Origin of the sequence: Lysobacter sp. TAF61 (assembly GCF_052113485.1) — a bacterium.
In the GTDB taxonomy this organism is placed as follows: Bacteria; Pseudomonadota; Gammaproteobacteria; order Xanthomonadales; family Xanthomonadaceae; genus Lysobacter_J.
In genome coordinates this window covers 907,501-932,854 of the sequence record NZ_JBFRDH010000001.1, presented here as the reverse complement: position 1 = coordinate 932,854, position 25,354 = coordinate 907,501, and the positions used below count along the sequence as shown (strand labels likewise).

Sequence of the window (25,354 nt, the reverse complement as noted above, 5' to 3'; positions counted from 1 at the left end):
ACAGGGGCCCAACGGGCGATGCCGGGGGTGGGGCTCCGGCGTCGCCCGCCATGGGAAAAGGGGGCAGCGGGCGCGACGCGGCATGGGTCACGTTTCGCTTCAGTCAGTACGATCAAGCACTTGTAGCGGTAGGGGAGACAGGACACACTCGCGGCCATGAGGGGGGGCTCACTGCTACTGGGGATTGCCTGTTTGCTGGCTGCGGCGCCGTCCGTGGCCGGTGCCCTGTACCGTTGCGATCTGGCCGACGGCAGTCGCAGCTACGTCAGCAAGAAGCCGCCCAACGCGCGCTGCATCGTGATCAGCCAGTCGCACGGGGGCAGTCGACCCGCCGCCGCGCCGGCCAAGGCGCCGGTCGCCATCGGCAACGCAACCCCGGTCAACGCCGTCGCCGGTTCGCCCGTCGCGGTCCACGCGCAGGCGCCTGCCGCGCCGGTCTCGGTGCCTGCCTCGTTGCAGGTGGCCAGCACCGCCAGTCCGCCGCCCGCCGTTGCTTCCTACGCCAGCACAGCGGCCGCCAGCACGGCGCCGCGGGTAGTGCGTGGCCAGGTGTACTCGTACATCCAGGATGGCGTCCGCCACTACACCAGCCAGGCGCCGCGAGGCGTGGCCAACGCCGGCGCCGTGCGCACCATCCGCTACAGCTACATCGAGACCTGCTATGCCTGCGGCGTCCGGCCGGGCGTGAACTTCGGCACGGTCCGGCTCAACACCGACGCCTACCGCAATGAAATCGCCATGGCCGCCCGCCAGCACGGGGTCGACGAGGCGATCGTGCGCGCGATCATCCATGCCGAGTCGGCCTACAACCCCAATGCGCTGTCGCGGGTCGGGGCGCAGGGTCTGATGCAGCTGATGCCGGCCACGGCGCGACGCTTCGGCGTCAGCAACGCGTTCGACGCCGGCCAGAACATCCAGGGCGGCGTGCAGTACCTGGCCTGGCTGCTCAAGCGCTTCAACAACAACCTGGCCCTGGCCGCGGCCGGCTACAACGCCGGCGAGGGCGCCGTCGACAAGTACAAGGGCGTGCCGCCCTACAGCGAAACCCAGCGCTACGTCGTACGCGTGGCCCAGCTGGCCGAGCGCTACCGCGGCGCGGGCACCGTCGTGCGCTGATCGCGCGGGCCAACCCGCCGCCGGGCCCACGGGCCTGACCACGACTGGCTCGCTGCCAGCCCGCGACCGGCCCGCAAAACCAGTGATTCCAGAGCCGCCGGGCGCCTGACGGGCCCCAGCAGGCGGTTTACGCAACATCGGCGGATTGTCGGGCCATTCACCGTTCCGTTACACTTCCCCGTCTTTTGTGCCGCGAGCCGTCGCCAGTGGCTGGCTACGCGGTGTAACTTCGAACAGCTTTGCGGAGTGCCGGATGGCCAACCAAGGGGTCCATGATCCTGTCAACCAGGGCCGCCGTCGGTTCCTGACCGCGACCACTGCCGTGGTCGGTGCGGTCGGGGCCGGTTTTGTGGCGGTGCCGTTCATCAAGTCCTGGAATCCCAGTGCCCGAGCCAAGCTCGCCGGCGCTCCGATTTCCGCGGACATCAGCGCCCTTGAGGAAGGCCAGCGCATGATCCTGGAATGGCGCGGTCAGCCGATCTGGATCGTCAAGCGCTCCAAGGCCATCCTTGATGCGCTGCCGACCCTGGACTCGCGCCTGCGCGATCCCAAGTCGGACAACAAGGACCAGCAGCCGGCCTACATCACCGGTGAGCTGCGCTCGATCAAGCCGGAGATCTCCGTGCTGGTCGGCCTGTGCACGCATCTGGGCTGCTCGCCGGAAATGAAGGCCGAGATCCGCCCCGAGCCGTTCGATGACGACTGGAAGGGCGGTTACTTCTGCCCGTGCCACAAGTCGCGCTTCGACATGGCCGGCCGCGTGTTCCAGGGCGTCCCGGCGCCGACCAACCTGGTCGTGCCGCCGCATCACTACGAAGGCGACACCACGATCATCATCGGCGTCGATCCGTCGTCCGGCAGCAAGGGAGCGGCGTAAGTCATGTCGAACATCATTACCCGCACCGCCCTGGGCGCCTGGGATTGGGTCAACGCGCGCGCGCCCGGCATGATGCCGGCGTACCGCAAGCACATGACCGAGTACTACGCGCCGAAGAACTTCAACTTCTGGTACTACATGGGGTCGCTGGCACTGCTCGTGCTGGTCAACCAGATCGTCACCGGCATCTTCCTGACGATGCACTTCAAGCCGGCAGCGGCTGAAGCGTTCTCGTCGGTCGAATACATCATGCGTGACGTGGAGTGGGGCTGGCTGATCCGCTACATGCACTCCACCGGCGCGTCGATGTTCTTCATCGTCGTGTACCTGCACATGTTCCGCGGCCTGATGTACGGCTCGTACCAGAAGCCGCGCGAGCTGGTGTGGATCCTGGGCATGCTGATCTACCTGGTGCTGATGGCCGAAGCCTTCATGGGCTACGTGCTGCCGTGGGGCCAGATGTCGTTCTGGGGCGCCAAGGTGATCATCTCGCTGTTCGGCGCGATTCCGGTGATCGGCAACGGACTGACCGAGTGGATCATGGGCGACTACCTGCCCGGCGACGCCACCCTCAACCGATTCTTCGCCCTGCACGTGATCGCGCTGCCGCTGGTGCTGCTGCTGCTGGTCGTGCTGCACCTGGGTGCGCTGCACGAGGTCGGTTCCAACAACCCCGACGGCGTCGACATCAAGAAGGGCCCGAAGGGCAACCGCTGGGATTCGGCCAAGCCGCTCGACGGCATCCCGTTCCACCCGTACTACACGGTCAAGGACCTGTTCGGCGTCGGCTTCTTCCTGATCATCTGCGCGTTCGTCATCTTCTTCGCGCCGGCCTTCGGTGGCTGGTTCCTGGAGCATGACAACTTCACCGAGGCCAACCGCCTGGTGACGCCGGAGCACATCAAGCCGGTCTGGTACTACACCCCGTACTACGCGATGTTGCGCGTCATCCCGCACAAGCTCAGCGGCGTGATCGTGATGTTCGCCGCGATCGCGGTGCTGTTCCTGGTGCCGTGGCTGGACAAGTCGCCGGTGAAGTCGCACCGCTACCGCGGCATCCTGACCAAGGTCATGCTCGGCATGCTCGCCATCTGCTTCCTGTGGCTGGGCAAGATCGGCGCCGGCCCGGGTACCGACCCGGTCGAGACGATCATCGGCCGCGTGCTGACCTTCCTGTACTTCGTCTTCTTCATCACGATGCCGCTGTGGACCAAGTTCGACAAGACCAAGCCGGTGCCGGAACGGGTGACGATGCATGACTAACCAGACCGACGTCCGCCAGCCCTTCCAGAAGACGCACATCGTGAAGAAGCTCGCCACCTTTGCCGCCGGCCTGTTGGTTTCGGTCACCGCCTTCGCGTCCGAAGGCGGCCACCTGCTGCAGTCGGGCACCGACCTGGGCGACCAGGCGTCGCTGCAGCGCGGCGCCAAGCTGTACATGAACTACTGCTCGGGCTGCCACTCGCTCAAGTACCTGCGTTACTCGCGCATGGCCGAAGACCTCGGCCTGAGCGAGGACGACGTCATGGCCAACCTGAACTTCACCGGCGCCAAGGTCGGTGAGCAGATCCAGGTCAGCCTGACGCCGGAGCACGCCAGCCAGTGGTTCGGCAAGATGCCGCCGGACCTGAGCCTGATCGCCCGCGTGCGCGGCACCGACTGGATCTACACGTACCTGAAGTCGTTCTACCTGGACGAGGCGCGTCCGCTGGGCTGGAACAACCAGCTGTTCCCGAACGCCTCGATGCCGAACCCGCTGTGGGAGCTGCAGGGCCTGCAGCACGCCGAGTTCGGTGAAGCCGACAAGAAGACGGGCGACCGTCCGGTGCACGGTCTGAAAGTGACCACGCCCGGCAAGCTCGACGAGAAGGGCTTCAACCAGGCGGTCCGCGACATCACCACTTTCCTCGAGTACGCCGGCGAACCGGCCGCCCTCAAGCGCCAGAGCATGGGCGTGTGGGTGATCCTGTTCCTGGCGATGTTCACCATCATTGCCTACCTGCTCAAGCTCGAGTACTGGCGAGACGTGGACAAGCACTGATCGCTGCTGTATCCCTTGGAGCCCGCCCAGCAATGCGCGGGCTCCTTGGTTGATGCGGCGGGCTGCGCGATCGAGGCCGTGACGACCGTCCACACGGGGTGGATGGCGTCTTGCCACTGGCGGATTCCGGTGGCTGGGAGAGGTCGATAATGGCGGCGAGTCCACGTATGCGTAATGCCCTGACGCTGTTTTCCTCCACCGATTGCGTGCTGTGCCATCGCGTGCGCCTGGTGCTTGCGGCCAAAGGCGTCACCTACGATCTGGTCCCGGTCGACCCGCAGAACCCGCCCGAAGATCTCGTCGATCTCAACCCCTACCACTCGGTGCCGACCCTGGTCGAGCGCGACCTGGTGCTCTATGCCGCCAGCGTGGTCAGCGAGTACCTCGACGAACGCTATCCGCACCCGCCGCTGATGCCGGTCGACCCGCTTTCGCGGGCGCGCCTGCGCCTGGCGATGCTGCGCTTGGAACACGACTGGGTGCCGCAGGTGCAGGCCATCCAGCTGGGCAACAAGGCCCAGGCCGAAGCCGGCCGCAAGCGCCTGAAAGAGCTGCTGACCGCCTCGGTGCCGCTGTTCAAGGCGAGCAAGTTCTTCCTCAATCCCGAGATGAGCCTGGCCGACTGCGCGATGGCGCCGATCATCTGGCGGCTCGACGCGCTGGGCGTGCCGATGCCGAAGGACGGCAAGGCGATTGAGGACTACGGCAACCGCATCTTCCGCAACCCCGGCTTCACCCGCAGCCTGACCGAGCAGGAACGCAAGCTGCGCGAAATGCCGGCCTGAGCCGCGGCCGGTCCTTTGAAAAGACGGGCGGGCCTGCTGGGCCCGCTTCGTATTTGGGCCTCCGGTTTCCACCTGCCCACGACATGACGGCGCTAAACTGCGCACATGAGTCAGGAAAGTCCCCCGATGACCAGTCACCGCCCCTATCTGCTGCGGGCGTTGTACGAATGGATCGCCGATAACGGCATGACCCCGCACCTGCTGGTCGATGCCGCGCGGCCGGCCGTGCAGGTGCCGGTGCATGCGGTGAAGGACGGCAAGATCGTGCTCAACATCGCCGAGCGCGCGGTCTCCCATCTGGAGATGGGCAACGACGCCATCCGCTTCAGCGCCCGCTTCGGCGGCGTCAGCTATCCGGTGAGCGTGCCGGTGCAGGCGGTGCTGGCAATCTACGCGCGCGAGACCGGGCAGGGCATGGCGCTGCCCGACGACGTGCATGCGGCCGGCGACGATGGCGACCTCGACAGCGACATGGAAAACAACGAAGAGGGCGTGACCACGACCCTCAGCGCGGTGCCCAGCAATCCGTCGCCCGAAGGCGACGACGATGGCCCGCAATCGCCGACGCCGTCGCCGCGCCGCGGCGGGCACCTTCGCATCGTCAAGTAACGCAGGCCGTCATCCCCGCGAACGCGGGGAGATCCAAGGACGTCGCGCTGGCCTTTCAGTGCAACTGCGCCGGCGCCCGCGTCACCGGCCCGCTGAACGCAATCAGCCGATCCCCGCGCAGCACCATCCGGCCCACGTGCCGGTCCTCGCCATCGATCGAATAGTCGAAGCGGAAGGTGCGTTCCCAGCCCAGCCAGCCACTGTCCTGGCGGCACAGGCGGATGCCGGTGGCGTGCACGCTCTGGTCCAGCCACTGCACCCCGGCGGCCTTGCAGGCGTCACGACCGACCGCTTCGGCGCGCTCGGCGGCGGCGCGGCCGGCACTCCAGAATGCGAACACCATCGCAGCGGCAATCATCAGAAACAGTAAAGTCGGCATGCAATTGGGGACCGCGGATGATGGGAAATCCAGGTCCTAAATGTGGCGGCGCGCCGCGCCGGCCGCAAGGGGTACAGGACATTGCTGACAGGGGAGCAGGTCCACGATGAAACTCGTCTTTCCGGGTGGCGAACACCCGCAGGTACTGCTGGGCCACGGCATCAACCGCATCGGCTCCGATCCACACTCCACCATCGTCATCGACCGCCCCGGCGTGCTGCCGCAGCATTGCCTGCTGCATGTCACCGCACAGGGCGTGATGCTGGATGTTCCGCCCGGCACCGCGGTCAGCGTCAACGGCCGCAACGTGGCCGGGCTGATCACGCTGCGCCCGGGTGACAGCGTCGGCTTCGACCAGGTCCAGGCCAAGCTCGCCGCACTGGGCCCGGCCCCGGTGGTCGGTCGCCAGCCCCAGCCAGCCGGCCCGGATCTGATCCCGGCCAACGACGACCCGGGCGTGACCGCGGTGCGACCGGTGGTGCCGCGCTTCTTCCTGCGCGGCATCTCGGCCGAAGTGTCGGGGCGGAGCGAACCGCTGGTGGGCGTGATTACCGTGGGCCGCAGCAGCGAAAGCACCCTTCGCTTCGACTCGCCGGGGTTGTCGCGCAACCATGCCCGGCTGATGCCCACTGACAGCGGACTGCAGGTCGAAGACCTGGGTTCGAGCAACGGCAGCTTCATCAACGGCAAGCGCGTCCTGCGTGGCGAGGCCAAGGTTGGCGACGAGATCGCCTTCGACACGGTGCGCTTCCGGCTGGCGGCCACGGCCAAGGCCGAGCCCGTGCAGGTCGTTGCCGCGCCGCGGCCTGCGCCGGGCAGACGGCCGCTGTGGCCGCGGCTGCTGGCGATCGTGCTGCTGGCTATGGTGCTCGTGGGCGCGGCGGCGGCTGTCGCCTTCGTGCTGTCGGGTCAGCGCCTGCCGGCTTTCTGAGCAGGCGCCCGGGGCGTCGCCGCCTCAACCCGGCGGCGGGCCCAGCTTGAGCGACAGGTCGATCGCGCGGACGTGCTTGGTCAGTCCGCCGATGGAAATGCAGTCGACGCCGTCTTCGGCGATCGCGCGCAACGTCTGCATGTCGACGCCGCCGGAGACCTCGAGCGGAATGCGCCGGTCGAACGGCGGGTTCGACGCGATGCGGACGGCCTGGCGCCGGGTATCGGCATCGAAGTCGTCGATCAGGATGCGATCGCAACCTTCGCGCAGGGCTTCTTCCAGCTGCGCGATCGTCTCCACCTCGACGATCAGCGGCAGTTGCGGGTGCATCGCCCGGGCGGCGCGGATGGCCGCGGTGAGCGAACCGGCCGCGCGCACGTGGTTTTCCTTGAGCATCACCGCGTCATGCAGGCCGATGCGGTGGTTGACGCCGCCACCGACGCGGACGGCGTACTTCTGCGCCAGGCGCAGGCCGGGGATGGTCTTGCGGGTATCGAGGATTTTCGCGCCGGTACCCTGCACGGCATCGACATAAGCCGCGGTGGTGGTCGCCGTGCCAGACAGCGTCTGCAGGAAATTCAGCGAGGTGCGCTCGGCACTGACCAGTGCCCGCGAGCGGCCCTGCAGGATCGCCAGCACCGTGCCCTTGGCGACGCGATCGCCTTCGGCCACGTGCCAGTCGATGCGCACCTGCGGATCGAGCGCGCGATGGCAGGCATCGAACCACGGACGGCCGCACACCACGGCGTCTTCCTTGCACAGCAGGTAGGCGCTGTCGGCGGTATCGGGCAGCAGGGCGGCGGTGACGTCGCCACTGCCAAGGTCCTCGGCCAGTGCGCGGGCGACGTCGTCCTCCACGACCTCGGCCGGCGGCGGGGCGAAGGGCGCGGTCATGCGCCGGGGAAAGCGTCGACCTGGGCGGTGGCGATGGCCTCTTCGGCCAGCAGCACCGGGATGCCATCGTCGATGCGATAGGCGATCTTGCGGTCGCGGGTGATCAGGGCTTCCTTCACCGCAGCGGCCTGGGCGCTGCCGTCGCCGCGGACGATGCCACCGGCCTGGATTGCGTCGTTCAGGGCCTGCAGGCCGCGGCCGTCCAGCAATTGCAGGGGCTGGCGGGTGGTTGGGCAGACAAGGAGGTCGAGCAGCTTGCGATCCATACGGTGTGGTGCCGGGGGAACGGAACAGGGCGTTAGAATACGTCTTTGCACAAGGGCAGGACCATGCCAGTAGACCAAGTAGCGCCGCTTGTCGGCATCGTGATGGGCTCGCGCTCCGACTGGGAGACGATGCAGCACGCCGCCGCCAAGCTCGAGGCGCTGGGCGTCCCGCATGAGATCCGCGTGGTCTCGGCGCACCGCACCCCCGACGTCCTGTTCGACTACGCCGCCACTGCGCAGTCGCGCGGACTGCGCGCGATCATTGCCGGCGCCGGCGGCGCAGCCCACCTGCCGGGCATGCTCGCCGCCAAGACCGCCGTGCCGGTGCTGGGCGTGCCGGTGCAGAGCAAGGCGCTCAACGGCATGGACTCGCTGCTGTCGATCGTGCAGATGCCGGCCGGCATCCCGGTCGCGACCTTCGCCATCGGCAATGCCGGCGCCGCCAACGCCGCGCTGTTCGCTGCCGCGATGCTGGCCGCCGAGCATCCGGTGATCGCCGCGGCGCTCGACACCTTCCGCACGCGCCAGACCAACGACGTGCTCGCCAACGACGATCCGCGGAAATGACCACGGTCGGCATCCTCGGCGGCGGGCAACTGGCCCGCATGCTCGCTCTTTCCGGTGCGCCGCTTGGCCTGCGCTTCCTGGTGATGGACAACGTCGCCGACGCCTGCGCCGGGCAGTTCGCGCCGATGGTCGTGGGTGACTACCGCGACGAATCCACGCTGGCCGAATTCGCTTCGCGCGTCGACGTGGCCACGTTCGATTTCGAGAACGTGCCGTCCGAATCGGCGCAGTGGCTGAGCGAACGCGTGCAGGTGTTCCCGAATCCGCGCGCGCTGGCAACGGCGCAGGACCGGCTGGCCGAGAAGACCCTGTTCCAGGAGCTGGGCATCCCGGTGCCGCCGTTCGCCGCGATCGACACGCGCGAACAGCTCGACGCCGCGATCGCGAAGATCGGCGCGCCTTGCATCCTCAAGACCCGCCGCCTGGGCTACGACGGCAAGGGCCAGTTCCGCATCAAGACGCCGGCCGATGCCGATGCCGCCTGGGACACCCTGGGCGCGCAGGCGAGCAAGGTCGGCCTGATCCTGGAAGGCTTCGTCCATTTCGAGCGCGAGCTGTCGGTGGTGGCGGTACGCGGCCGCGACGGCGAATTCCGCACCTGGCCACTGACCGAGAACTGGCACGTCGACGGCGTGCTGTCGGCCAGCCTGGCCCCGGCGCGCGTCGATACCGCGCTGGCCGAAGTCGCCTACGAACATGCGCGAAAGCTGGCCCAGGCACTGGACTACGTCGGCGTGTTCGCACTGGAACTGTTCTGCCGCGACGGCAAGCTGCTGGCCAACGAACTCGCCCCGCGCGTGCACAACTCCGGTCACTGGACGATCGAGGGAAGCGAGACCTCGCAGTTCCAGAACCATCTGCGCGCGGTGCTCGGCCTGCCGCTGGGCGACACGCGCATGGTTGGCCTGGCCTGCATGCTCAACTGGATCGGCGAGATGCCGTCGCCGACGCCGGTGCTGGCCGAGCCGGGTGGTCACTGGCACGACTACGGCAAGTCGTCGCGCGCCGGTCGCAAGGTCGGTCACGCGACGGTGCGAGCCGACTCCTCGCAGGCGCTGGCGACGTCGCTGCAGCGCATAGGCGAAGGGCTGGGCCGACAGGCGCAGGTCGATCCGGTGATCGCGGCGCTGGCGCGCTCGTAACGCCGCCATCGGCACGAAACGCAAACGGCCGGGTTTCCCCGGCCGTTTGTTTCTGGAGCGCTCTGTCGCTTACTTCAGGTCCGCTTACTTCAGGTTCGCGGCCACGAAGTCCCAGTTGACCAGGTTCCAGAACGACTCGACGTACTTCGGGCGGGCGTTGCGGTAATCGATGTAGTAGGCGTGCTCCCACACATCGCAGGTCAGCAGCGGGGTGTCGTCGCCGGTCAGCGGGGTGGCGGCGTTGGAGGTGCTGACCAGGGCCAGCGAACCGTCCGGACGCTGCACCAGCCAGCCCCAGCCCGAACCGAACGTGCCGACCGTGACCTTGGTGAACTCTTCCTTGAACTTGGCGAAGTCGCCGAAGGCCTTGGTGATGAGCTCCGCCAGCTTGCCGCCGGGCTCGCCGCCGCCGTTGGGGGACAGGCAGTTCCAGTAGAAGGTGTGGTTCCAGATCTGCGCGGCGTTGTTGAACATGCCGCCCTGCGACTTGCGGATGATGTCCTCGAGCGCCATGCCGGCGAACTCGGTCCCCTCGATCATCTTGTTGAGGTTGTCGACGTAGGTCTTGTGATGCTTGCCGTAGTGGAAGTCGATGGTTTCGCCGGAGATGTGCGGTTCGAGCGCGGTGCGGTCGTAGGGCAGGGCGGGCAGTTCGATGGCCATTGCGGGCTCCAGAGGGCTGGCTAAGGGGAGGGCCGGGGGCGCGATCCGGGGTGCCGGAGCGTCCGCGGCTCGGGAAGGCTTACAATTACCCATTCTATCCCCACGCTTCGTTGCCGTGCCGTCAAAGGTTCGCAACGCACCATCGCAGGAGTTGCACCCATGTCCGTTATGGAGCGGATCCAGGCTGAAGTCGAAAGCCATCCGATCGTCCTTTTCATGAAGGGGACGGCGCAGTTCCCGATGTGCGGCTTCTCCAGCCGCGCGGTGCAGGCGCTCAAGGCGGCAGGTGCGAACGAGCTGCACACCGTCAACGTGCTCGAGGATCCCGAGATCCGCGCCAACCTGCCGCGCTACTCGAACTGGCCGACATTCCCGCAACTGTTCATCCACGGCGAACTGATCGGCGGCTGCGACATCACCATGGAGCTGTTCGAGTCCGGTGAGCTGGCGCGCATGATCAGCGAGACCCACAGCCAGTGATGGCAGCGGTGGAACCCGCGCAGGATGCCCGCGCGCTGGAAGGCCGCGCTCTCGAAGGACGTGTCGTTCTGGTGACCGGCGCCCATGGCGGCCTCGGCCAGGCCGCTGCGCTGGCGTGCACGCGCGCCGGGGCGACCGTCATCCTGCTCGGGCGCAAGCTGCCGAAGTTGAACCGCGTTTACGACGCGCTGGCCCAGGCAGGGCCGGAGCCGCTGCTGTACCCGCTCGACCTGGAAGGCGCGTCGCCTGACGACTACGCCGAGTTGGCGCAACGCCTGGAAAGCGAAGTCGGCCACCTCGACGGCGTGCTGCATTGCGCCGCCGAGTTCGCCGGCCTCACGCCGCTCGCGCAGACCGACCCGGCCGTCTTCGCCCGCGCCATCCACGTCAACCTCACCGCGCCGTGGTGGCTGACCCAGGCCTGCCTGCCGCTGCTGGGCAAGGCGCGCGATGCGGCCGTGGTTTTCGTCCTCGACGATCCGGCGCTCACCAGCAAGGCGTACTGGGGCGGCTATGGCATTGCCAAGCAGGGCGTTGCCGCCCTGGTCGGCATGCTCCATGGCGAACTGGCCAACAGCAACGTGCGCGTGGCCGGGCTGCAGCCGGGTCCGATGCGCACGCCGTTGCGCGCGAAGGCCTATGTCGAAGGCGATGACCGTTCCGCCGCCGATCCGTCGGCGTATGCCGCCGCCTGCGTCACCCTGTTGTCCGAGGCCGGGGCGGCGCATCGCGGCCAGATCTGGAATCCGCCCGCGCCTTCGGCGTTGAGCCTGCCCGTTCTTCCGACCCTTCCAAGCCAGCCGGGCCACTGACGCCTGCCGATGACGCCACGCCCATGACGATTGCCTCGGCGGCCCTGCTGCTGTTCCTGATCCTGGACCCGCTCGGCAACGTGCCGGTGTTCCTGAGCCTGCTGCGCGGCCTGCCGCCCAGGCGCCAGCGGATCGTGCTCGCGCGCGAACTGCTGATCGCCCTGGCGGTGCTGATGATGTTCCTGTGGGGCGGCAAGTACGCCCTCGAACTGATGCACCTGCGCCAGGAGTCGGTGTCCATTGCCGGCGGCATCGTCCTGTTCCTGATCGGCATCCGCATGATCTTCCCGCCGCCGGAAGGCCTGATGGGCGAGATCCCCGACGGCGAGCCTTTCATCGTGCCAATGGCCATCCCGCTGGTGGCCGGCCCCTCGGGCATGGCCGCGGTGATGCTGATGGGCAGCAACGAGCCCACCCGCCTGGGCGAGTGGAGCCTGGCCCTGCTGATCGCCTGGGGCGCGACCGCGGCGATCCTCTTCAGCGCCACCTTGCTCTACAAGCTGATGGGCATCCGCGCGCTGACCGCCATCGAACGCCTGATGGGCATGCTGCTGGTGGCCATCTCGGTGCAGATGTTCCTGGACGGCCTGGGCACCTACCTGCAGATCGCCCCGCCGTAAGCGCCGCGGCCAGGTCCGGGGCCATCGTTCCCCGGAGCCCGCCCATTGCCCCGCGGTCACTGCCGCCGGGCCTGCACCGCCAAGGCTACCGGCCTCCCGGGACGGCTTTGCCGCCCATGGCGAATCTTGACCGTCGTCACGTCTCTGTCACAAGACGCACATAGCCTGTTAAACTACTGTTAACACAGTGGTAGGGGCCCGCACCCCACAGGGGCCGGGGCAGCCGCAAATCCGAATTTCGACCAGGCGCGGACAGGTTCCGCGCTGGTCGCGTCGTTTTTTCCATTCGAACCATGTATGAGGCCATCGCAATGACCCATCCGAACCGCGTCCGTATGTCCAAGCTCACGCTTGGCCTGCTGGCTGTCCTCGCTACTTCCACTGTGTTCGCCCAGGCCACCTCGGCCGGTATCGGCGGTCGCGTTGTCGCTGCTGACGGCCAGCCCGTCGCCGGCGCCGAAGTCGTCATCACCCACACCGAGTCGGGCACTGTCAGCCGCGCCGTCACCGGTGCCGACGGTCGCTACAACGCCCGCGGTCTGCGCGTCGGCGGCCCGTACACCGTCACCATCAACAAGGCCGGCGCAGGCAGCACCAGCCAGGACGGCGTGTTCCTGAACCTCGACAAGGTCAACCAGGTCGACCTGTCGCTGAACAACGAAGTCACCACGCTGGAATCGGTGCAGGCGATCTCGTACGGCGGTTCGGAAGTTTTCAGCGCCAACAAGATGGGCGCCGGCTCGCAGATCACCCGCGAGCAGATCGAGTCGATGCCGAGCATCAACCGCAACCTGCAGGACTTCGCCCGCCTCGACCCGCGCGTCGTGCAGAGCGACAAGGCCCGCAACGAGATCACGGTCGGCGGCCAGAACCCGCGCTACAACGTGATCCGCGTCGATGGCATCAGCGGCGCCGACTCGTTCGGCCTGCAGGGCAACGGCCTGCCGACCCCGCGCCAGCCGTTCTCGATGGACACCATCGATGAGATCTCGGTCGACGTCGCCAACTACGACGTCACCATCTCCGGCGGCACCGGTGGCGTGATCAACGCGGTCACCAAGTCCGGCACCAACGAGTTCCACGGTTCGGTCTACGGCATCTACCGCGACAACGACTGGTCGGGCAAGAACCAGAACGACGTCCGTCCGAAGCTGTTCGACAACGAGCAGACCTACGGCATGACCTTCGGTGGTCCGCTGATCAAGGACAAGCTGTTCTTCTTCGCCAACTACGAGAACTACACCGGCAAGGACCTGTTCACCGGCAACTCCGGTTTCGGTCCGGTCGGCTCGGGCGAGAGCAACATCGTCGGCATCACCCAGGCGCAGATCGATGAAGTCATCGCGCTGTCGCGGGCCAAGGGCTTCGATCCGGGCACGCTGGCCAAGCCCTCGCTCGACACCGAGAGCGAAGAGTACGGCCTGAAGATCGACTGGAACATCACCGACGCCCACCGCGCCAGCTTCCGCTACGGCAAGACCGAGCAGAGCACGCCGTTCCTGCAGGGCTTCAGCAACTCGGCGCTGGCCCTGAACACGTACCACTACGTGCAGGACTTCAGCCTCGAGACCTACAGCGCGCAGCTGTTCAGCGACTGGACCGACGTGTTCTCGACCGAAGCCAAGGTGTCGTACCGCGACTACTCGGCCGTGCGTAACCCGCTGGCCGACCTGCCGGCGATCGCCGTGCGCATCGGCAGCAACACGCTGAACTTCGGCACCGAAGAGAACACCCACGCCAACGTCCTCGAGACGCAGACCTGGAATGCGTTCTTCGCCGGCAACCTGTTCCTGGGCGACCACACCGTCAAGTTCGGCGTCGACTACGAGTCCAACGAGGTCTACAACCTCTTCGGCCGTCGCGTGAACGGTGTCTACACCTTCAACAGCATCGCCGCCTACGCCGCCAACCAGTCCAGCCGCTACCAGCTGTTCTACCCTCAGGGCGGCGACCTGGACGCGATGGCAGCCGTCTTCACGCAGCGCAACGTCGGTGTGTTCGTGCAGGACAGCTGGGCGGTCAACAGCAACCTGACCCTGACCTACGGCCTGCGTTACGACGGCTCGATCGTCGATGACGCGCCGAAGTTCAACGCCGCCGCCTCGGCGCTGTTCGGCGTGCGCAACGACAACACCATCGACGGCACCGACCTGTGGTCGCCGCGCTTTGGCTTCAACTACACCATCGACAGCGAGCGCCCGAGCCAGGTGCGTGGTGGTCTTGGTCTGTTCAAGGGCGCAGCGGCCACGGTGTGGCTGGCCAACCCGTACGCCAACAACGGCGTGACCTACACCGACTACTTCGATGCCAACGGCACCACCTCGTTCTCGCCGGACCCGAATGGCCAGCTGGCCATCGCCCAGGCCGGTGGCACCCCGGGCCAGCAGTCGGTCGACTTCATCGATTCCGACCTGGCGCAGCCGTCGGTGTGGAAGTCCAACATCGCGTTCGACACCGAGCTGCCGTGGTGGGGCGTTGTTGCTTCGACCGAGCTGGTGCTGACCTCGGTCAAGGACGGTATCTACTACCAGCAGCTCAACCTGGGTAACGTCGGTGCGATCGGCCAGGATGGTCGTGCGATCTACTGGAACCAGCAGGGCCGCAACCCGCTCAACTGGGATCGCAATGGCGTGTCGAGCGGCGGCGCACTCGCCCGCGGTAATCGGTCCGCGGCGCAGAATGGCTACAACGACGCCATCATTGCCAAGCAGACCAACAAGGGCGAGAGCCAGCAGCTGACCCTGTCGTTGAACAAGCCGTTCAACGATGGCGACTGGGCCTGGGCGCTGTCGTACACCTACACCAACGCCAACGAAGTCAGCCCGCTGACCAGCTCGACCTCGAGCTCGCAGCTGGGCAACACCTCGGTCTTCCAGGCCAACGAGGAAGTGACCGCGACCTCGAGCTACGAGATCAAGGACCGCTTCCTGGCCACGGCCAGCTGGAAGCACGCGTTCTTCGGCGACAACAACACCATCGTGTCGATGGTGTATGAAGGCCGCTCGGGTCGTCCGTACAGCTACAACTTCGACAATGACGTGAACGGCGACGGTCGCCTCAACGACCTGCTGTACATCCCGACCGCTCCGGGCGACGTGATCGTCGGCCGCGGCGCGACGAAGGCTGCCGAAGAAGCAGCGTTCTGGGATTACATCTACAACAACGAGTACCTCAACTCGCACCGTGGCCAGGTCGCCGAGCGCAACGCTGCCACCGGTGAGTGGGTCAACCAGTTCGACCTGCACGTCGCCCAGGAATTCCCGGGCTTCATGAAGGGCCACAAGGCCGAGCTGTCGTTCGACATCCTCAACTTTGGCAACCTGCTCAACAAGGATTGGGGCCGCATCGAGGAAGCTGCGTTCCCGGCAATGCGTGGCGTGGTCGAGTACGGCGGCATCGATCCGGCGACCGGCAAGTACGTCTACCGCTTCAACACCCCGGACAACCTGACGATCTACGACGACAAGGGCGTTTCGCGCTGGGCCGCCCAGGTCAGCGTCCGCTACCAGTTCTGATCGGCAGCAATGCCTGTTTGACGAAAACGGCCGGGTTTCCCGGCCGTTTTCTTTTGTGGGGGGGCAGGCTAGAGTCGTACCGGTAAACAAGACGAAAGAAGAGATAGCAATGAGCGCCACCATTGAAACCACCCTCCCCACCGTCAACGCCCGCATCTACCCCAAAGGCGGCCTGGACGTCCTCTCGCGTGACGAGGTCGCGCGCCTGCGCGACGTGTCCACCGGCATGCACGACCTGCTGCGTCGTTGCGCGCTGGCGGTGCTGACCAGCGGCAGCGCTTCCGACGATCCGCGCGCCGCGCGCGAGCTGTACCCCGAATTCGACATCCAGGTGCACCAGCAGGACCGCGGCGTACGCATCGACCTGACCCATGCGCCGGCGATGGCCTTCGTCGACGGCGAGATCATCCGCGGCGTGGCCGAGCTGTTGTTCGCCGTAGTCCGTGACCTGGCCTATACCGTGATGGAACTGGGCCCGGACTCCAACCAGGACCTGGAATCCTCCTCGGGCATCACCGACTCGGTGTTCGGCCTGCTGCGCAACGCGCGCATCCTGCATCCCACCGAGCCCAATCTGGTGGTCTGCTGGGGCGGCCACTCGATCTCGCGCGACGAGTACGTCTACACCAAGCAGGTAGGTTACGAGCTGGGCCTGCGCGGACTCGACATCTGCACCGGCTGCGGCCCGGGGGCGATGAAGGGCCCGATGAAGGGCGCGACCATCGCCCACGCCAAGCAGCGCCGCAGCCGCACGCGCTACATCGGCATCACCGAGCCGGGCATCATCGCCGCCGAATCGCCGAACCCGATCGTCAACCACCTGGTGATCATGCCGGACATCGAAAAGCGCCTTGAGGCGTTCGTCCGTCTCGGCCACGGCATCATCGTGTTCCCCGGTGGCGTCGGCACGGCCGAGGAGATCCTCTACCTGCTCGGCATCCTGCTTCGGGAAGAGAACGCGCACCTGCCGTTCCCGCTGATCTTCACCGGCCCGACCGCGTCGGCCCCGTACTTCGAACAGATCGACAAGTTCATCCGCCTGACCCTGGGCGAGGAAGCGACCAAGCGTTACGAAATCATCGTCGGCGACCCCGACAAGGTCGCCAAGCGCATGACGGCGGGCATCCGCAAGGTCCGCGAGCACCGCATCGCGCAGAAGGACTCGTTCTTCTTCAACTGGTCGGTGGATATCCCGCTGGCGTTCCAGCGCCCGTTCGTGCCCACGCACGAGGCGATGGCGTCGCTCGACCTGCACCACGGCCGCAAGCCGCACGAACTGGCCGCCGATCTGCGCCGCGCGTTCTCCGGCATCGTCGCCGGCAACGTCAAGGAAGACGGCATGCGCCGGATCGAGGCGCACGGCCCGTTCGAGATCCACGGCGACGCCGACATGATGCAATCGCTCGATTCGCTGCTGCGCGCCTTCGTCGAGCAGCGCCGCATGAAGATCGCCGGCGAGTACAAGCCCTGCTATCGCGTAGTCGCCTGATCGCTTGAAGCCTCTCTCCCGCTCGCGGGAGGGGGGTTGGGGCGAGGGCAGGGCGCCGCAGCTACCCCGGCGACACCGGCAAGCGCACCGTCGCGATGAACCGCTTGCCTTCCTGCTGCGTGATCACGCTGCCGCGACCGCCGGTCAGCGCCTCGATCCGCACCTGCGAGGCATTGAGGCCGACGTGATGGCCGGGGTTGTGGCCACCGGTGGGCGCCAATGGATTGATGATGCGCACGATCACCGTATCGGGCGTGGTGGTGACGGCGATCTCGATCTGGCCGCCGTCCGGGCGACGCTCGATGCCGTGGCGGATCGCGTTTTCGACCAGCGGCTGGATCGACAGCGCCGGCACTGTGACTGCCGGGATCTCGCGCGGCAGTTGCCAGTCGACCTGCAGCCGCTCGCCGAAACGCAGTTGCTCGATCTCCAGGTAACGACGCGCCAGCGCCAGTTCGTCCTCGAGCGAGATGTCGCGCGGGCCGGCCAGCGCGGCGCGGAACAGATCGGCCAGGTCGAGCAGCAGGCGCTCGACTTCCTCCGGCTTGCGGTGCACGAGCGCCGCGCCGGTGTTGAGTGTGTTGAAGAGGAAGTGCGGTCGGATGCGTGCCTGCAGGGCTTCCAGTTGAGCCTGCTTGGCCTGGACGGCCAGCTGCCGCGCCCGCCAGTGATTCTGGAATGCGGCCAGCCCGAGCAGGCCCATGGCCAGGGCCATGCCGGTCAGGCGCAGGAACAGCGATTGCCAGTCGTCGCGCTCCAGCGTCCACAGGTCGCGCAGCAACAGCCAGGTCAGTGACCCGACCAGCCAGGTGCTCAACAACAGCACGCAAAGCGCGACATAGGCCACGCTCTGCGGTTTCAGGCGCACCAGCGGACGCCGCACCAGATACAGCATGGCCAGGCTGAGCAGCAGCACCCACTGCACCAGGATCGAGGTCAGTCCGAAATACACCCAGCGGTCCTGGCTGATCCCGGGCGCAAGCGCCAGGATGATCGAGACACCTTCGCCGGCGACCAGTGCCCAGATGATGGTGGGCGCCTGCCAAAGAGTGTCCAGCGGATGGCTGGGTGCCGGTGAGGTCATGTCCTGTTGGCGATTCGGGCCCGAGCGACATCATGCCCTGTCGCTTCGCCCGTGGCTGCCCCTGTCGTCCATTCCTGACAGCTCGCTGCCCGCCGCTCATTCTGTCCCGCGCTCCGCTAATCGGTTGTCGCTGGCGCTCCCGGCGGGCGGTCCCTATGGTTGGCAGGCAAGTTTCCCGGGGAGGGGACAATGCCGTTTAGCCGTCAACACACCCGGCGCTCTCAGTACAGCGCCAGGAACCAGGAACGTGGATTCACCTTGGTCGAACTTGCCATCACCCTGGCGGTGCTGGCGGTGCTGATGTCGGTGGCCATTCCCGGTTTTCGCCTGGTCCAGAACTCGAGCCGGCTCAGTGCGGCTGCCAACGAGCTCGTGGGTTCGCTGCAGTCGGCGCGCATGGAAGCCATCCGCCGCAACGGCCGGGTGGTGATCTGCAGCTCCGCCGACGGCGCCACCTGCAGTGGCGTGGGCACCTCGCAGGGTTGGGTGGTGTTTGCCGACGCCGACGCCGACTCCAGCGTCGATTCGGGCGAGGAGATCATCCTGGCCACCGCCGTGCCGACGCCGCTGACCATCAAGGCCAGCAGCGCCGTGACCGAGGGCATCGTGATGTTCCGCTCCGACGGCATGGCCCGCAACAAGGGCGGTCAGCTGCTGACCGGGCAGATCCGCATCTGCATGGCCGCCACCGTGCCCGCCGACAACGTCCGCAATGTCGCCATCGGCGCCGGCGGCCGGGTCCGGGTCGAGCGCGACAGCACTGCCGGCGTGTGCAACTGAGCCCGACAAGACGAACTACTGGAATCTCCCATGAATCATTCGCAACGGCGCCAACCATCCGCCCCCCGCGCCTCGCAGCGCGGCATGAGCCTGCTTGAGGTGCTGATCGCAGTGCTGGTCCTGGCCATCGGCCTGCTGGGCGTGGCTGCGCTGCAGGCGACCGCGCTGCGCAACAGCCAGAGCTCGCTGGAACGCAACCAGGCCGTGATCGCCAGCTACACGATCCTCGATGCCATGCGGGCCAACGTCGTCAGCGCGCGCGCTGGCAACTACGCGCTGGCGCGCACCTGCACGGTGCCAACCGCCGCCGGTACTCCGCCGGACCTGTTGCGCGATGCCGACCAGCAGGACTGGATCCGCGACATGCAGGCAGTGATGGGCGACAGCGCGTGCGGGACGGTCGAATTCGCCAGTGGTATCTACACGATCACGGTGGAATGGGACGACTCGCGTGGTTCCGGTGGCAGCAGCGCGCAGACGCTGAAGACGATGGTGCAGATATGAGCAACTCCATGGTCCGGACCGGCCACTCCCGGCGCGGCGTTCGCGGCGTCACTCTCGTCGAGCTGATGGTCGCGATGCTGATCGGCCTGCTGGTCACGGTCGGCGCGGTCGGCATCTTCATGACCAACCGCAAGAGCTACGCGGCCACCGAAAGCCTGGGTCGCGTCCAGGAAGGCGCGCGCATGGCATTCGAGCTGATGGCCCGCGACATCCGCGACGCCGACGGCACCCCCTGCGCCCAGCCCGGGCCGGCCGTCGCCGGTCAGGCGCCGATGCTGCCGATGGCGAACGTCGTCGTCGGCACCGCCTGGTGGAAGAACTGGGGCGATGGCCTGGTGGGCTACGAAAACGGTGGACTGACCAATACCGTGGCCGGCACGGATGCGATCGAACTGCATTCGGCCAGCGACGACGTGATCTCGGTCAACACCTACGCTTCCAACACATTCACGCTGACCCGGGCCCCGACCGATTTCGTCGCCGACGACGTGGTGGTGGCCTGCGACAACACCCAGGCGGCGATATTCCGCATCGGCGCCCCGTCGGGCAACGACATCACGGTCTCGGCCAACAGCACCAAGAATTGCAGCCAGAACCTCGGCGTCGGTCCCAGCTGCGGCGCGTTCGGCTACGCCTACGCCACCGCCGACAAGCCGGCGATGGTCGCCAAGCTCAATGCGGTGCGCTGGTACGTGAAAGCCAACGGTCGCGGCGGCAATTCGCTGTACCGCAGCGTGCTTGACCAGGAGTCCGAGATCCTGGAGGGCGTCTCGACGCCAGCCTCCGGCGTGGGCGGTCTGCAGCTTACCTATCTGGTCGAAGGCGCAAACGCCTACGTCACCTCCACTGCCGTGACCGCCGCCAGCAACTGGAAGCGGGTCAAGGCCGTTCGCGTCGAGCTGGAGTTCGAAGGCCAGCAGGACCGCGACTCCGATGCCATCAAGGCAGGTACCGACGGCAAGGGCCTGCGCCGGTCCATCCGCCATGTCGTTTCTCTCCGGAACCGAACCTCATGACTTCCCGCATGCGCCGCCCCGTACCCTCCATGGCCTCGCAGCGCGGCATCGCGCTGCTGGTGGTGTTGATCCTGCTGCTGATCATGACGCTGCTGGGACTGGCGAGCCTGCGCGGCACGCTGCTCGGCGAACGCATGAGCGGCAACCTGTTCGACCGCAGCCTGGCCTTCCAGTCCGCCGAGTCCGCGCTGCGCCAGGGCGAGGCGGTCGCGGCCGGCCTGACCTCGATACCCACGGCCACCGATTGCAGCAATCCCGGTGGCGTCTGCGGCCGGCCGGTCAACGGTGCCGATCGCTCCCTCGCCGACGACGGCTGGGTGACGGCCGCGAAGATCGGCACGGGAACACAGAACGATCTCGCCGTCGGCACCGCGAGTGACCTGCAATACCTGGTCGAGTACCTCGGGGAATTTCCCAATTGGTACAACTGCGACAAGGTGACCAGCGGTGCAGGTGAGGTGCAGCCCGGTTGCATGGGCCATCGTTACCGCATCAGCGCACGTTACAAGGCCGATGGACGCTCGCAGGTTCTCCTGCAGTCCATCTACCGCCGTTACTGAGGCCTGGGGAGATGACCTTGCATACCGACACCAATCGCAAGCGCGCGGCGCTCCGTGGCAGCCGCAGCCGCTTCTACGCCGTGGGCCTTGGCTTCATGGCGACATTGGCAGGGCTCCCCGGCCACGCCGCGCTGGTCATTCCACCGACCCCGCTGCAGTCGGCCTCGCCGGTGCCGCCGAACATCATGTTCATCCTCGATGACTCCGGTTCGATGGAGGAAACAACGATGCCCGACGATCCGGCGCGCACCTCGCCGGTCCGCATCGAGAGCGCCACGTACACGCTCAACACGCTTTCGTACAAGCCCAGCATCACCTATACGCCCTGGAAGAACGCTGCCGGCACCACGCTCACCGGCGGTACTGCCTACGATTCCGCCTACAGCGATCTGAGCCTGGCATCGGGCACCACCACCAACCTGGGTAACAGCGTCCAGACGTTCTACGTACCCAAGTCGGCCGCGGTGGAGACGTCGACGGCCACTGCGGACTTCTACCGCTTCCAGATCCTGACCGATGGCACGATCTACCGCAGCGAGTACCTCGACGGCACCGCACCGCCGGCGCTCAGCCTGCTGTCGCAGGGCAGCATCGGCAAGTCTTCGGGCCAGTGGTTCTACGTCAACGTCACGGCTCCGGCGCAGTCCAAGGACCTGACCTTCACCACCAGCGGCGGCAGCGGCGGCGACCCCGACCTGTACATCAGGCTGGGCGCTGATCCCACGACGGGCACCTCCGACTGCTCCAAGACGCAGAGCGGCCGCGATCACTCCTGTGTGATCTCCTCGCCGACCGCGGGCGGCGTCTACCACGTCGGCATCTACGCCGACGGCGGCAGTGCCTTCACCGGCTTGACCCTCAATGTCACCTACGTCGACAACAGCAGCAGCGGCATCGGTTGCTCCACGAGCGGTGGCCTGGGCTGGCGCAACTGCACCCGGGTGACCCCGACGGGACGTTCGGAGGCCGCCGAGAAGACCAACTACGCGACCTGGTACTCCTATCACCGCACCCGCATGAAAGCGGCCAAGGCCGGCGCCAGCGAGGCATTCAGCGCGCTGACCGGTTCGAAGTACCGGGTGGGTTACACGACCATCTGGAACCGCTCGACCAAGTACATCCCGGTGGCTACCCATAACGGTCTGTTCGAGGACGTTACCGGCACCGCCGCTTCCACCAACCGCACCGACTGGTTCAACCGCCTGCACGCAGCGACCGGCAGCGGCCGCACGCCGCTGCAGACCGCGCTCAACCGCATCGGCCAGTACTACAGCGACGCCACCACCGGCGCCAAGGGTGCCTCGGGTCCTTACGGGCCGGCCACCACCAACCAGCTGGCCTGCCGTCAGAACTACGCGCTGCTGACCACCGACGGTTACTGGAACGATGGCCTGGTCGACGTCGGCAACTCCGACGGTACGGCAGGCCCGAACATCGGCGGCTCACCGACCTACTCGCCGTCCGCGCCGTACCAGGACAGCAAGTCCCAGACCCTGGCCGACGTGGCGATGGAGTACTGGAAGAAGGACCTGATGCCGAACATGTCCAACATCGTGCCCGCCTCGACCGCCAACCCGGCGTTCTGGCAGCACATGGTTACGTTCGGCGTCTCGATCGGACAGAAGGGCACGTTGCCGCAGACCAGCGTCGCCCAGGTGCTGGCCGATGGCGCCAGCTCCTTCACCTGGCCTGACCCGACCGATGCCGAAGACGAAGAACGCATCGACGACCTGCTGCACGCGGCGGTCAACGGCCACGGCACCTTCGCGATCGCCAACAATCCGGAGCAGTTCTCGCAGGCGCTGCAGTCGGCGTTGTCGGAGATCATTGCCCGGGAGAATTCCGGTTCGAACGTCACCGTCACCAGCACCGGGTTGCAGAGCGACACCCGCGCCTTCGTCGCCAAGTACAAGTCCGGCGAGTGGTACGGCGAGGTCGAAGCCTATCCGGTGACCGCCGACGGCGTGCAGAACACGCTGAGCTGGCGTGCGACGACCAACCTGCCCACGACGCAGCGCAGCAACATCTACACCCTGGGCTCTTCCAACGGCGGCCTGGTGACGACGTTCCCGACCAGCACGCAGGAAACGACGCTGACCACCGCGATCGCCAATTACGTGAAGGGCAATCGCACCGGTGAGGGCACGGTGTACCGCCGGCGCACGCACCTGCTGGGCGACATCGTCAACTCGTCGCCGACCTACGTCCGCGAGACCGTCGGCACCACCGTGGTGGAAACGGTCTACATCGGTTCCAACGACGGCATGCTTCACGCCTTCAACGCCAGCAATGGCACCGAGCTGTTCAACTACGTGCCCAACCTGATCAACATGACGACGTTGAAGGGCCTGAGCGCGCTGACCAACTTCGAGCACCATTACTTCGTCGACGGTCCGGTGGTCGTGTCCAACCGCCGCCAGACGCCGGGCAAGAACTACCTGGTCGGCTCGCTCGGCCGCGGTGGCAAGGGCGTCTACGGGCTCGATGTCAGCGACCCGTCCACCTTCGCCAGCACCGGCAAGGCGTGGGAGTTCGCCGGCGACAACGACATGGGCATGGTCCTTGGCAAGCCGCTGATCGCCAAGCTCAACAACGGCGACATGGCCGCGATCATCCCCAACGGCATCAACAGCACCAGCGAGCATTCTGTCCTCTACATCGTCAACCTGACGACCGGTGCACAGATCAAGAAGATCGACACCTTCCGTACCGGCGACGCGCTCAACAACGGTCTGTCGGCGCCGACCGGCGTGGATACCGATGGCAACGGCACCGTCGACTACGTCTACGCGGGCGACCTGAACGGCAATGTCTGGAAGTTCGACCTGTCCGGCATCGCCTCCAGTTCCTGGGGTGTCTATGGCACCACGGCTGCGCCGATCTACTCGGCCAAGGACGGTTCCGGCAACGCCCAGCCGGTCACCGGCGGCATCACGGTCTCGTTCAACCCGTACACCTTCGAACCCTGGGTGTTCTTCGGCACCGGCCGTTACATCACCGCCGGCGACAAGGACGACCTCTCGGTGCAGACCTGGTACGGCATGGTCGACAGCGGCGCCACCGGTCGCAGCCAGCTCAAGGCGCGCGACATCGTCGTCGCCGGTGTCATCACGGACGCGAGCACGGGCATCGATCGCACGGTGCGCTCGTTCGAGAAGGCCACCACCGGCGACATGTCCGGCAAGAAGGGCTGGTACATCGATCTGCTGACGCCGCCAAACGATGTCGCCGACGGCGAGCGCATGGTCGGCAACCAGGTGGTCGTGGGCGGTTCGGTGCTGGTCGCCTCGAGCATCATTCCGCAAAGCAGCGATTGCGACGTGACGGGCAAGGGCTTCGTCAACGCGGTCGATCTGTTCACCGGCTCGGCCGTCAGCAACCCGTTCTTCGATGCCGACGGCAACGGCGAGTTCAACCTCTCCGACATGCTGACGTCCGGCACCGGCACCGGCGCCACCAAGATCCCGGTCGGCTCCATCGACCTGGGCGTGGGCATGCCGACCGATCCGACGGTTCTCGAGAACCTGGTGGTGGTGGGCGGTTCCAAGGGCACCACCGGCAGCGTCAAGATCAAGCGACTGGTCCAGGATGGCCGTATCTCCTGGCGCGAAATCATCAAGGACTGACAATGACCAACCTGAGCCAGATCCATTCGCGCTCGAACCGTGCCGACGCAAGAGGCCAGGCGGGTTTCACCCTGATCGAGGTCATGATCGTGGTGATGATCATCGGCATCCTGATGGCGATCGCCTATCCGAACTACCAGAACCACGTCATCAAGACGCGGCGCTCGGCGGCGGCGGGATGCCTGGTCCAGCAGGCGCAGTTCATGGAGCGCTATTACACGACCAACCTCAAGTACACCGGCGCGGCGTTGCCCGCCGGCGGCTGCAGCTCGGATCTGACGAACTTCTATACCTTCAGCATCTCCGCATCGGCCACGCGCTCGTATACGGTGCAGGCGGTTCCGCAGGGGCGCCAGGCGGCGCGCGACACCAAGTGCGCAACGCTGACGCTGAACCAGCTCGGTGTGAAGACCGAGAGCGGTACGGCGGGTGGTTACGCCGAGTGCTGGTAACTGATGTCTGAAAAGACGAAGGTCTGAAAAGACGAAGGGCCCACAGCGATGTGGGCCCTTTTTTGCCTCTCGCGGCCGGTGCGGTTTACCGCCGATCCGCGCGCAAAAAAAAAGACTTGCGACCTAGATCGCAAGTCTTTGATATC

Annotated in this window: 25 protein-coding genes; 20 read left to right on the top strand and 5 right to left on the bottom strand. The window is 66.5% G+C overall.

Going from position 1 to position 25,354, the window contains the following annotated elements; translation table 11 throughout:
- The first annotated feature begins 156 nt into the window (after window positions 1-156).
- The 6 genes from AB4Y64_RS04275 (at window position 157) to AB4Y64_RS04250 (ending at window position 5,428) form a co-directional block, all read left to right on the top strand.
- Window positions 157-1,116 (top strand): lytic transglycosylase domain-containing protein, encoded by a 960-nt coding sequence (locus tag AB4Y64_RS04275; protein WP_441815168.1) that lies wholly within the window; start codon window positions 157-159, stop codon window positions 1,114-1,116.
- Between the two features lie 253 nt (window positions 1,117-1,369).
- On the top strand, window positions 1,370-1,993 hold the full coding sequence (gene petA, locus AB4Y64_RS04270) for a ubiquinol-cytochrome c reductase iron-sulfur subunit (protein WP_441815167.1): 624 nt from the start codon (window positions 1,370-1,372) through the stop codon (window positions 1,991-1,993).
- A 3-nt stretch (window positions 1,994-1,996) separates the two neighbouring features.
- A complete protein-coding gene (locus AB4Y64_RS04265) occupies window positions 1,997-3,256 on the top strand; it encodes a cytochrome b (protein WP_441815166.1) in 1,260 nt (419 codons plus the stop codon).
- Window positions 3,249-4,034 (top strand): cytochrome c1, encoded by a 786-nt coding sequence (locus AB4Y64_RS04260; protein WP_441815165.1) that lies wholly within the window; start codon window positions 3,249-3,251, stop codon window positions 4,032-4,034. Before AB4Y64_RS04265 ends, AB4Y64_RS04260 begins: the two co-directional genes overlap by 8 nt.
- A 149-nt stretch (window positions 4,035-4,183) precedes the next feature.
- Window positions 4,184-4,819: a glutathione S-transferase N-terminal domain-containing protein gene (locus tag AB4Y64_RS04255; RefSeq protein WP_158733116.1), complete on the top strand. Its 636-nt coding sequence runs from the start codon at window positions 4,184-4,186 to the stop codon at window positions 4,817-4,819.
- Between the two features lie 105 nt (window positions 4,820-4,924).
- Window positions 4,925-5,428, top strand: a complete 504-nt coding sequence (locus tag AB4Y64_RS04250) for a ClpXP protease specificity-enhancing factor (RefSeq protein ID WP_441815164.1) — start codon at window positions 4,925-4,927, stop codon at window positions 5,426-5,428.
- Between the two features lie 55 nt (window positions 5,429-5,483).
- On the opposite strand, the gene AB4Y64_RS04245 is transcribed toward AB4Y64_RS04250, so the two are convergent.
- Complete coding sequence (locus AB4Y64_RS04245; RefSeq protein ID WP_441815163.1) at window positions 5,484-5,807, bottom strand: DUF3301 domain-containing protein; 324 nt, start codon at window positions 5,805-5,807, stop codon at window positions 5,484-5,486.
- A 106-nt stretch (window positions 5,808-5,913) separates the two neighbouring features.
- Between AB4Y64_RS04245 and AB4Y64_RS04240 the strand changes: the two genes are divergently transcribed.
- A complete protein-coding gene (locus AB4Y64_RS04240) occupies window positions 5,914-6,738 on the top strand; it encodes an FHA domain-containing protein (RefSeq protein WP_441815162.1) in 825 nt (274 codons plus the stop codon).
- A 24-nt stretch (window positions 6,739-6,762) separates the two neighbouring features.
- On the opposite strand, the gene nadC is transcribed toward AB4Y64_RS04240, so the two are convergent.
- Window positions 6,763-7,632: a carboxylating nicotinate-nucleotide diphosphorylase gene (gene nadC, locus AB4Y64_RS04235; RefSeq protein ID WP_441815161.1), complete on the bottom strand. Its 870-nt coding sequence runs from the start codon at window positions 7,630-7,632 to the stop codon at window positions 6,763-6,765.
- Window positions 7,629-7,898 (bottom strand): Trm112 family protein, encoded by a 270-nt coding sequence (locus AB4Y64_RS04230; protein ID WP_441815160.1) that lies wholly within the window; start codon window positions 7,896-7,898, stop codon window positions 7,629-7,631. The genes nadC and AB4Y64_RS04230 overlap by 4 nt, the downstream gene beginning before the upstream one ends.
- Before the next feature lie 63 nt (window positions 7,899-7,961).
- On the opposite strand from AB4Y64_RS04230, the gene purE reads away from it, so the two are divergent.
- Together purE and AB4Y64_RS04220 are read left to right on the top strand one after the other, a co-directional pair.
- A complete protein-coding gene (purE, locus tag AB4Y64_RS04225; protein WP_441815159.1) occupies window positions 7,962-8,465 on the top strand; it encodes a 5-(carboxyamino)imidazole ribonucleotide mutase in 504 nt (167 codons plus the stop codon).
- Complete coding sequence (locus AB4Y64_RS04220; RefSeq protein WP_441815158.1) at window positions 8,462-9,607, top strand: 5-(carboxyamino)imidazole ribonucleotide synthase; 1,146 nt, start codon at window positions 8,462-8,464, stop codon at window positions 9,605-9,607. Before purE ends, AB4Y64_RS04220 begins: the two co-directional genes overlap by 4 nt.
- An 84-nt stretch (window positions 9,608-9,691) precedes the next feature.
- Here the strand turns inward: AB4Y64_RS04220 and AB4Y64_RS04215 are convergent, their stop codons facing one another.
- On the bottom strand, window positions 9,692-10,270 hold the full coding sequence (locus tag AB4Y64_RS04215) for a superoxide dismutase (RefSeq protein ID WP_441815157.1): 579 nt from the start codon (window positions 10,268-10,270) through the stop codon (window positions 9,692-9,694).
- 159 nt (window positions 10,271-10,429) lie between these two features.
- Between AB4Y64_RS04215 and grxD the strand changes: the two genes are divergently transcribed.
- The 5 genes from grxD (at window position 10,430) to ppnN (ending at window position 17,186) form a co-directional block, all read left to right on the top strand.
- Window positions 10,430-10,750 carry a Grx4 family monothiol glutaredoxin gene (gene grxD, locus AB4Y64_RS04210; protein ID WP_241920062.1) on the top strand — a complete coding sequence of 107 codons (321 nt, stop codon included), beginning with the start codon at window positions 10,430-10,432 and terminating at the stop codon, window positions 10,748-10,750.
- Entirely contained in the window at window positions 10,750-11,562 is an 813-nt protein-coding gene (locus tag AB4Y64_RS04205; RefSeq protein WP_441815156.1) for an SDR family NAD(P)-dependent oxidoreductase, read from the top strand. The genes grxD and AB4Y64_RS04205 overlap by 1 nt, the downstream gene beginning before the upstream one ends.
- A 23-nt stretch (window positions 11,563-11,585) precedes the next feature.
- Window positions 11,586-12,182, top strand: a complete 597-nt coding sequence (locus tag AB4Y64_RS04200) for a YhgN family NAAT transporter (protein WP_386704543.1) — start codon at window positions 11,586-11,588, stop codon at window positions 12,180-12,182.
- A 311-nt stretch (window positions 12,183-12,493) separates the two neighbouring features.
- Window positions 12,494-15,697: a TonB-dependent receptor gene (locus tag AB4Y64_RS04195; RefSeq protein WP_441815155.1), complete on the top strand. Its 3,204-nt coding sequence runs from the start codon at window positions 12,494-12,496 to the stop codon at window positions 15,695-15,697.
- A gap of 109 nt (window positions 15,698-15,806) precedes the next feature.
- Window positions 15,807-17,186, top strand: a complete 1,380-nt coding sequence (ppnN, locus tag AB4Y64_RS04190) for a nucleotide 5'-monophosphate nucleosidase PpnN (protein WP_441815154.1) — start codon at window positions 15,807-15,809, stop codon at window positions 17,184-17,186.
- A 61-nt stretch (window positions 17,187-17,247) separates the two neighbouring features.
- On the opposite strand, the gene AB4Y64_RS04185 is transcribed toward ppnN, so the two are convergent.
- The gene (locus tag AB4Y64_RS04185) at window positions 17,248-18,270 is read right to left on the bottom strand and encodes a sensor histidine kinase (RefSeq protein ID WP_441815153.1); all 1,023 of its coding nucleotides are present in this window, start codon (window positions 18,268-18,270) and stop codon (window positions 17,248-17,250) included.
- A gap of 189 nt (window positions 18,271-18,459) precedes the next feature.
- Between AB4Y64_RS04185 and AB4Y64_RS04180 the strand changes: the two genes are divergently transcribed.
- From AB4Y64_RS04180 to AB4Y64_RS04155, 6 genes are read left to right on the top strand one after another with little or no spacing between them, the layout of a single operon-like run.
- Window positions 18,460-19,050: a GspH/FimT family pseudopilin gene (locus AB4Y64_RS04180; protein WP_441815152.1), complete on the top strand. Its 591-nt coding sequence runs from the start codon at window positions 18,460-18,462 to the stop codon at window positions 19,048-19,050.
- Between the two features lie 30 nt (window positions 19,051-19,080).
- Window positions 19,081-19,554: a type IV pilus modification protein PilV gene (pilV, locus tag AB4Y64_RS04175; protein ID WP_441815151.1), complete on the top strand. Its 474-nt coding sequence runs from the start codon at window positions 19,081-19,083 to the stop codon at window positions 19,552-19,554.
- Entirely contained in the window at window positions 19,551-20,570 is a 1,020-nt protein-coding gene (locus tag AB4Y64_RS04170) for a PilW family protein (RefSeq protein WP_441815150.1), read from the top strand. The genes pilV and AB4Y64_RS04170 overlap by 4 nt, the downstream gene beginning before the upstream one ends.
- A gap of 8 nt (window positions 20,571-20,578) precedes the next feature.
- Window positions 20,579-21,130: a pilus assembly PilX family protein gene (locus tag AB4Y64_RS04165; RefSeq protein WP_441815149.1), complete on the top strand. Its 552-nt coding sequence runs from the start codon at window positions 20,579-20,581 to the stop codon at window positions 21,128-21,130.
- Window positions 21,131-21,141: 11 nt separating this feature from the next.
- Window positions 21,142-24,756: a PilC/PilY family type IV pilus protein gene (locus AB4Y64_RS04160; protein ID WP_441815148.1), complete on the top strand. Its 3,615-nt coding sequence runs from the start codon at window positions 21,142-21,144 to the stop codon at window positions 24,754-24,756.
- Window positions 24,757-24,758: 2 nt separating this feature from the next.
- Complete coding sequence (locus tag AB4Y64_RS04155; RefSeq protein WP_441815147.1) at window positions 24,759-25,208, top strand: type IV pilin protein; 450 nt, start codon at window positions 24,759-24,761, stop codon at window positions 25,206-25,208.
- The last annotated feature ends 146 nt before the right edge of the window (window positions 25,209-25,354 follow it).